General features: G+C 72.1%; 8 protein-coding genes. 1 reads left to right on the plus strand and 7 read right to left on the minus strand.

Features of this window, described 5'->3' with window-relative positions; all coding sequences use genetic code 11:
- Positions 1-50: 50 nt before the first annotated feature.
- From ACFW9D_RS36720 to ACFW9D_RS36750, 7 genes are all read right to left on the minus strand, one after another.
- Positions 51-284, minus strand: a complete 234-nt coding sequence (locus ACFW9D_RS36720) for a hypothetical protein (protein ID WP_384629645.1) — start codon at positions 282-284, stop codon at positions 51-53.
- 100 nt (positions 285-384) lie between these two features.
- Positions 385-1,728 (minus strand): hypothetical protein, encoded by a 1,344-nt coding sequence (locus ACFW9D_RS36725; protein ID WP_384629657.1) that lies wholly within the window; start codon positions 1,726-1,728, stop codon positions 385-387.
- 50 nt (positions 1,729-1,778) lie between these two features.
- Entirely contained in the window at positions 1,779-2,897 is a 1,119-nt protein-coding gene (locus ACFW9D_RS36730; RefSeq protein ID WP_384629648.1) for a hypothetical protein, read from the minus strand.
- Positions 2,894-3,838: a hypothetical protein gene (locus tag ACFW9D_RS36735; protein ID WP_188338518.1), complete on the minus strand. Its 945-nt coding sequence runs from the start codon at positions 3,836-3,838 to the stop codon at positions 2,894-2,896. Before ACFW9D_RS36735 ends, ACFW9D_RS36730 begins: the two co-directional genes overlap by 4 nt.
- A gap of 27 nt (positions 3,839-3,865) precedes the next feature.
- Entirely contained in the window at positions 3,866-4,567 is a 702-nt protein-coding gene (locus tag ACFW9D_RS36740; protein ID WP_188338517.1) for an LPXTG cell wall anchor domain-containing protein, read from the minus strand.
- Between the two features lie 180 nt (positions 4,568-4,747).
- Positions 4,748-5,227 carry an ATP-binding protein gene (locus tag ACFW9D_RS36745; RefSeq protein WP_188338516.1) on the minus strand — a complete coding sequence of 160 codons (480 nt, stop codon included), beginning with the start codon at positions 5,225-5,227 and terminating at the stop codon, positions 4,748-4,750.
- A 234-nt stretch (positions 5,228-5,461) separates the two neighbouring features.
- Positions 5,462-5,833, minus strand: a complete 372-nt coding sequence (locus ACFW9D_RS36750) for an STAS domain-containing protein (protein WP_384629651.1) — start codon at positions 5,831-5,833, stop codon at positions 5,462-5,464.
- Positions 5,834-6,107: 274 nt separating this feature from the next.
- Here ACFW9D_RS36750 and ACFW9D_RS36755 point away from each other — a divergent pair, with 274 nt between their 5' ends.
- Positions 6,108-7,004 (plus strand): RNA polymerase sigma factor SigF, encoded by an 897-nt coding sequence (locus ACFW9D_RS36755; protein ID WP_188338514.1) that lies wholly within the window; start codon positions 6,108-6,110, stop codon positions 7,002-7,004.
- The last annotated feature ends 138 nt before the right edge of the window (positions 7,005-7,142 follow it).

Consider the following 7,142-nt stretch of genomic DNA (forward strand, 5'->3'; position numbering starts at 1 on the left):
GCCTTCTCACGCGACGTCTGCTCGCGCGACGTCTGCTCGCGCGCCCCGTGTCACGCCTCCCGGGCCACGACGGGCACGTCGAGCGGCCGCTCGTGCAGCCGCACGGCGTGCCCGCACACGGCGCACGGCCGGTTGGCGAAGTCGCCGCCGCCCAGCGCCGACGCCGCGATGTTCAGCGCGGTGTCGGCGGCCGCGGCGGCGCGGACCTTCAGTCCGGACTCGTCGCAGCGGCGGCAGGCGGGGTGGGCGTCGGTCTCACGGGCGGTGGTGTCCGCTGAGTTCATGGAGCGCGCTCGTCTCGGTCGTACGGGTGATGCGTACGACCGAGACTAACGCCCGATGATCTTCAAGATGCCTGGTGAGAGCCGTGTACCGGTGTGACGACTATCGCCTGAGCCGGCGGGCCCGCGGAAGGAACGTGAAGACCGCTCCGCCCATCAGGATCACCGTGCCCGCCACCAGACCGAGGGCGCGCAGGGCGCCGTCGTTCGAGGCGCCGGTCTCGGCGAGGCCGCCGCTCGTGCCGGAGGCCGAACCGCCGGACGCGGCGGCGCCGCCGGAGCCGGAGCTCGTGCCGCCGGACGCGCCGCCCGGCTGGGCCGCCGTGTCGATCTCCAGGGAGACCTCCGTCTTGGCCGGCGTGCAGGTGGTCGTCGTGCCCAGCGCCTTCACCGTGAGGACGCCCGGGGACAGCGTCGACTTGCCGTCGGCGCCCGGCTTGTAGGTGCCGGTGAGGTCCGGGATGGTCATCGGCTCGCCGGACTTGATCGGCTCCTTGTTGGTCGGGCCCTCGACGTGGACGGTGCCCTTGTCGGCGCCGCCCAGCTTCACCTCCATCGACGGCTTCACGGAGTCGGCCGGGATGTCGGCGGGGCTGTCCATGACGGCCTTCTTGAACTGGACGGTGAGCGCGTAGTTCCCGCCGTCCTTCTTGGCGTTGATCTGCACCGGGGACGTCGCGTTCTTGTCGCCGATGGGCGTCTTGCACTCGTAGGGGATCTGGACCTCCTTGCCGGTGAAGTCGGTCTTGCCGCCGTCGCCGCCGCCCGAGCCGCCGGACGCGGACCCGCCGGAGGCCGTGCCGCCCGAGGCGGTGTCGCCGCCGGACGAGGTGCCACCGGACGAGGTGCCGCCCGCCGTGCTGCCGCCGGACGTCGAACCCCCCGAGGCCGTCCCGCCGGAGGACGTGCCGCCCGAGCTCGTGCCGCCGGAGGAGGTGCCGCCGCCGTCGGTCACCTGGATGGTGACCGCCTTCGGGACCGCGCCCGTCGGCTTGCACTTGGTGTCGGTGGAGATCGGCTTGTTGACGTTGATGTTGTACGCGTCCGGGGTCAGCGTCACCTCACCCGGCTTGGTGAGCTTGAGCTTGCCCGTCATGTCGGACAGCACCATCGGCGCGCCCTTGGGGATGGCCGGGTTCTTGCGCGGGCCCTCCATCTTGAGGTCGCCGGTCTGCGCCCCGGCCACCTTGATGACGCCGCTCGGCTGGACGGTGTCGGCGCCCAGGTCGAGCACGTCCGGGTTCTTGGACGCGGCCTGCGTCGTCTTCCACACGACGTCGATCTCGTCGCCGACCTTCGCGGTGGCCGGCGCGGTGATGTCGGTCGCCGTGGTGCCCTGGATCGGGGGCAGGCCGGAGATCGCCGGCGGGACGCACTCCGTCGGGTACGAGGAGGTGGCCGCCTGCGCCGGGGCGGCGGCCAGCCACAGCCCCGCACCGGACAGGATCAGGGCGCAGCCGGCCGCACCGGCTCTCCGGTGCCTGTTCACGTGCCTGTTCACGTGGTTCCCTTCGTCGGACTGGTGTTGTCGGGCGGTGCGGAGAGCTGACCGGCCGCAGGAACGCCCGGACCGGTGTCCGGGGTGAACCAGGGCAGGGTGGTCGTGGAGGGGTCCGGGCCGCCGTCCGCGGGTGCGGGCCGGTCCGCCGGCCGCGGGGTGCGCAGCTTCGGCAGCTTCACGGTGAGGTCGGTGAGTTTCTGGGCGCCGCGGTGCCGTCCGGCCGCGCCGCGGTCGCGCGGCCGCAGCCGGTCCACGACGGCCATGCCGATGCGGAACACGGCGGCCGGCACGACGACGCAGAGCAGGATCCAGAAGAGGGTGACGCCCCAGGGACGCCCGACGCCCCAGGGCTGTTCGGCCAGGACCTTGCCGCCGTACTTGAGCGAGACGAGATAGCTGCCGTGCGCTCCGGCGGTGAGCTCGACGGGCAGTTCGATGCGGGCCTTGCGGCCGGCCGCGATGGTGCCGCGCCACTGCTGCTCCTCCCACTGCGGGGCGAACACGCCGTGGGAGGTGCCGACCTGGAAGACGGGGTCCTTGACGGGCGTCGAGCCCACGTTGCCCACGGTGAAGGTGAACGTCCGCGCGGGCGGGGCGCCGAACCAGGTCAGGATGCCGCTCGAACCCTCGAGCCGGGTGTCGGTGACCATGGTGAGCCGCCCGCCGGTGTCCTCCTTCGGCATCGCCTTGACCGGATGCCCGGCGACCAGGAAGGGGGCGTCCGCCTGCGCCTTCTCCCCCGTCACCGTCGCGACGTGGACGACGCACGGGCACGGTACGGGCGGCTCGGCGACCGGGAGCTTCTTGCTGAAGGTGCCCTTGGAGTCGGTGGTGACGGCGAGACCGTCCGCGTTGGCGCAGGAGTTGGTGCCGCCGACGACGCCGCGCTCCGGTGTGGAGCGCCCGCACACGAGCATCATCAGGAGAGCGCTCGGGCGCCAGCCCTTGCCCTTCACGGTGATCGAACCCCCGGTCCCCGCCTGGGACTTGGAGAGGGTCACGGTGGGTTTCCCGGCGGCGGTCGCCGGTGCGGCGGCCGCGCCGGCGAGCAGCGCGGCCACGAGGCCGAGGACGGCGAGCAGCCGCGTGCCCGGCGCGCTGCGGCGGCGTGTCATGACGTACTCCCTTGCGTGTCGGGGGCGGGTCGGCGGCGGCGCGCGTACCCGTACGCGGCCAGGCCGCCGCCCGCGAGCAGGGCCAGGCCGCCGCCGAGGGCGCCCCAGGGGACGAACCGGGCGGTCGTCGTGGCCGAGTCCCCGGCGCCGCCGCCCGCGGTGACGGTGACCTTCACGTCGACGTCGTCCAGGGCCGGGGCGTCCTTCCAGGGCTCGGTCAGCGTGACCCGGCGCCCCGGCAGCAGTTCCAGGGGCAGGGCGCGCGGGGCCCGGTCGAGCACCGCGCCGAAGAGCCCGTCGGCGCGGACGGCGAGGCGGGGGCTGAGCGTGGTGTTGCCGCGGTTCACGACGTCGTAGGTGATGGCGCCGTCGCGGGCCCGGACCCGTTCGACGGTGAGGGCCGACAGGGTCGGGCCGCTGACCCGCAGGTGGACGCTGACCCCGGCGTCGCGGCCGCCTCCGCTCGCGACGACGGCGCCCGGGTGGTCGCCGGGGACGGCGCCCGCGGGCACGCTCACCGTGAACGGGATCTCGGCGCGGGTGCGGGCCGGGACGGTCACCTCGCGCTCGGCGAACGTGATCCAGGCGCCGGTGTCCTGCGCGCGGGCGCGCAGGCCGAGGGCGCCGTTCGCCTTGTTGTCGGCGTCGGCGGCGCGGAGGGTGATCTTCAGGGGGCGGGTGGCCGGATTGGTGACGGCCACCTTGTCCTCCAGGACGGTTCCGGGGGTGCCCTCCGCGTAGATGTACGGTCTGTGGGCGCCGCCCGCGGACGGGGTGATCGTCCAGCTCGGTGCCGCCGCGTGGGCCGCGCCTGTGGTGCCGCCCCACGTCAGCAGGGCGGCGCCCAGGAGCGCCCACGCGCTGTACGGATCTCGGTGGGGCCGGCGGGTGCGGCGCCGTCGTGGCCGGTCGCGCCCCGCGGCGGAGCCGCTGATCGACACAGCCCCGCGCCCCTCACGGGGCGCCATCTACCGGGCCGACTGATTCCTGCGGGTCAGCCAGAGTGTGCCCGCGGCGCCCGCCAACAGGACCGTTCCTCCCAGAGTTCCCAGAGCTATCGCCGAGTCCTCGGGGCCTGTCTGCGGGAGTTGGCTGTCGCCACCCGAGGGGGTGGTCTGGGAGCCGCCCGTGCCGCCGCCCCCGCCTCCGCCGCCGGAGCCGCCCGCGCCCTTGACGTCCAGTTCCAGGGACGGCTTGGGGCTGTTGGCCGGGGTGCAGGTCGTGGTCGTGCCGAGCGCCTTGATGGTGAGGACGCCGGCGGTGAAGGTGACCTTGCCGCTCTTCTTCGGCGTGTACGTGCCGCTCAGGTCACTGATCTTGATGGGCGTGTTCGCGGGGATCGCCTCGGCGTTCGGCGGGCCGGTCACGGCCAGGTCGCCGGTCTCCGCGCCGCCGAGCTTGATGACGGCGCTGGGGCTCATCGCGCCCTTGCCGAGCTCCACGGGGCTGGAGGAGACGCCCTTCTGGAAGGACATGGTGATCTTGTAGCCGCTGCCGCTCTTCACGGACTTGATGTCGATCGGGGAGACGGCCCCCTTGTTCCCGATCGGGGTCTTGCACTGGTAGTTGACGTCCACGACCGTGGCCGAGGCGGTCGGGGCGGCCATCAGCACCGCCGAGCCGGCCAGAGCCGCGCTGAGCGCGAACGCGGCGGTTCGTTTCGGGTACATCCGGTACGTCACCTCGAGATCCCTTCAGACCGACGGTTACTGACGGTTCATCAGATGCGGGTGGCTCAAGGTACGCCCGGGACCTTTACGAGGGAAGACAAAGAACACGCCGGATCCAGGAGGATCCGGCGTGCTCGAAACGACGTGCGCGACGGCGCCCGGAATGGCGCCTCGGCGCGGCTACGCGGGGGCGTTCAGCTCTGCCCACACCGTCTTGCCGGTGACGCCGGGGGTGCGGACGACTCCCCAGTCCATGCACAGGCGCTGGACGATGAACATGCCGTGGCCGCCGGGCCGGCCCGCGCGGTGCGGGGTCCGGGGGGCGGGCTGGCCGGCGCCGCGGTCGGTGACCTCCAGGCGCAGGACCTTGCCGTCGAGGGAGACGGTCAGCTCGTCCGGACCCTCGGCGTGCAGGCACGCGTTCGTGACCAGCTCGGAGACGACCAGGAGGACGTCCTCCGCCGCGGCCCGGCGGTCCGCGGAGGACGCCGGCAGCCAGCCCCAGGCATGCAGCGCTTCGCGGGTGAAGTCGCGGGCGAGGGGTACGACACCGCTCGCGTCGCCGAGGCTCAGCCTGCGGACTTGGCGGCCCCCGCCGGCCGGCCGCTCGCCCGACTCGGGGCCGTGGTCGCCCGGCGAGTAAGGCCGGGTGGTGCTCATCAGCACTTCACCTCACCGATTCACCATGTGCTTCAGGATTCAGGACTTCGACAATGCGGAACTACAGGATGCGGTCGCTGGGGTCGGGGTCTGGCCGGTCGTGGATCTCCTGCCCGGACGATCGGCGGGAACACCCCCCGTTTCGCCGCGGACGATGTGACGCTGGTAACGCCTCGATCACGCACGTACAACCGGAGCGTAACTTCTGCGGGCGGCGGGTACACGCCCCCGCGGTCACTCCGTGGCGAGCGCCTCGGCCAGCGTCTCGTGGACCGTGAAGACGGCCTCCGCGCCGGTGATCTCGAACACCCGGGCCACCACCGGCAGCATCCCGGCCAGATGGACCCCGCCGCCGGCCGCCTCCGCCTTGAGACGGGCGCCGAGCAGGACGTTCAGTCCCGTCGAGTCGCAGAACTCCAGCCGCGAACAGTCGATCACCAGCCGCGACAGGCCCTGGTCCAGGCATTCCTCGAGTGACTCACGCAACAGATCCGCCGTGTGGTGATCGAGCTCACCCACCGGGGTCACGACGGCGCTGGAGCCCTCTCGCCGCACCTCGACCAGAAGCCGGCCCCGATGCGCGCTGCCGACTGTCCCGCGGTCCATGACGACCCTCTCCCGCTGAAAAGCTTCCGAAGCTCCCAGCTGCCTTCGACGTGCCGATTGACGCCCTCGAACCCTACGCCCTCACCACCGGTGCCGGTACCCGAACAAGGCCCAGAAATCGGACATTTCGCCATAGAACGCACTTGCGGCTCGCTGTGCAAAGCGGGTAGGCCTAGTAAGGACACCAATCGACACGGCCGGCTTTGGAGGCGCCGCACACCGCAGTGCACGTATTGGCATCGGCAGCCATATGCCGAGAACGATGGAGGACATCATGTCACCCCGGCTCGACGAATCGCGTACTGACCAGGCGTCGTCGAAACTCCCCCCGGAATCCCCTGCCCACGTCGAGTCCGACGTCCTGGAGGACCTCGGTCTTCCGGAGATCCCGCCCTTCGACGAAGTGGCACCACTCGACGCGCGCGCCCTCTCCAAGACACTCTTCGAACGTCTGGAGTCCCTTGAAGAAGGCACGCACGAATACTCGTACGTCCGCAACACCCTGGTCGAGCTGAACCTCGCCCTGGTGAAGTTCGCGGCCTCCCGGTTCCGCTCACGCAGCGAACCGATGGAGGACATCATCCAGGTCGGCACCATCGGCCTCATCAAGGCCATCGACCGCTTCGAGCTCAGCCGCGGCGTCGAGTTCCCCACCTTCGCGATGCCGACCATCGTCGGCGAGATAAAGCGCTTCTTCCGCGACACCTCGTGGTCCGTGCGCGTCCCGCGCAGGCTCCAGGAGCTCCGTCTCGACCTCGCCAAGGCCGGCGACGAACTCGCCCAGCAGCTCGACCGCGCCCCCACCGTGGGCGAGCTGGCCGACCGCCTCGGCATCTCCAACGACGAGGTCGTCGAGGGCATGGCGGCGTCCAACGCCTACACGGCCTCGTCCCTGGACGCCCAGCCCGAGGAGGACGACTCCGAGGGCGCGCTCGCGGACCGCATCGGCTACGAGGACCACGGCCTGGAGGGCATCGAGTACGTCGAGTCCCTCAAGCCCCTCATCGCCGAACTCCCGCCGCGCGACCGGAAGATCCTGTCGCTGCGCTTCGTCGCCAACATGACCCAGTCGGAGATCGGCGAAGAGCTCGGAATCTCGCAGATGCACGTGTCGCGGCTCCTGTCGCGGACCCTCGTGCGCCTGCGCAAGGGGCTGACCGTCGAGGAGTGAGCTCGGCTCCCGGCCCCTGACACGCGAGTGGGGGGGCGGGGGCGCGGCCCCGGGCGGCGGGCCGCGCGCCGGCGGGCGGGGGGGGGGGGGGGGGGTTGGGAGCCCCGGGGCGTCTGAAAAAAAGAAGACGCCGCCGCG

Origin of the sequence: Streptomyces sp. NPDC059524, from assembly GCF_042749255.1 — a bacterium.
Taxonomy (GTDB): Bacteria; Actinomycetota; Actinomycetes; order Streptomycetales; family Streptomycetaceae; genus Streptomyces; species Streptomyces xanthii.

Excerpts from the sequence above, each read along its gene's own strand:
- ACFW9D_RS36755 (WP_188338514.1), top strand. The coding sequence starts at position 6,108 with ATGTCACCCCGGCTCGACGAATCGCGTACTGACCAGGCGTCGTCGAAA.
- ACFW9D_RS36730 (WP_384629648.1), bottom strand. The coding sequence starts at position 2,897 with ATGACACGCCGCCGCAGCGCGCCGGGCACGCGGCTGCTCGCCGTCCTC.
- ACFW9D_RS36750 (WP_384629651.1), bottom strand. The coding sequence starts at position 5,833 with ATGGACCGCGGGACAGTCGGCAGCGCGCATCGGGGCCGGCTTCTGGTC.
- ACFW9D_RS36740 (WP_188338517.1), bottom strand. The coding sequence starts at position 4,567 with ATGTACCCGAAACGAACCGCCGCGTTCGCGCTCAGCGCGGCTCTGGCC.
- ACFW9D_RS36720 (WP_384629645.1), bottom strand. The coding sequence starts at position 284 with ATGAACTCAGCGGACACCACCGCCCGTGAGACCGACGCCCACCCCGCC.
- ACFW9D_RS36745 (WP_188338516.1), bottom strand. The coding sequence starts at position 5,227 with ATGAGCACCACCCGGCCTTACTCGCCGGGCGACCACGGCCCCGAGTCG.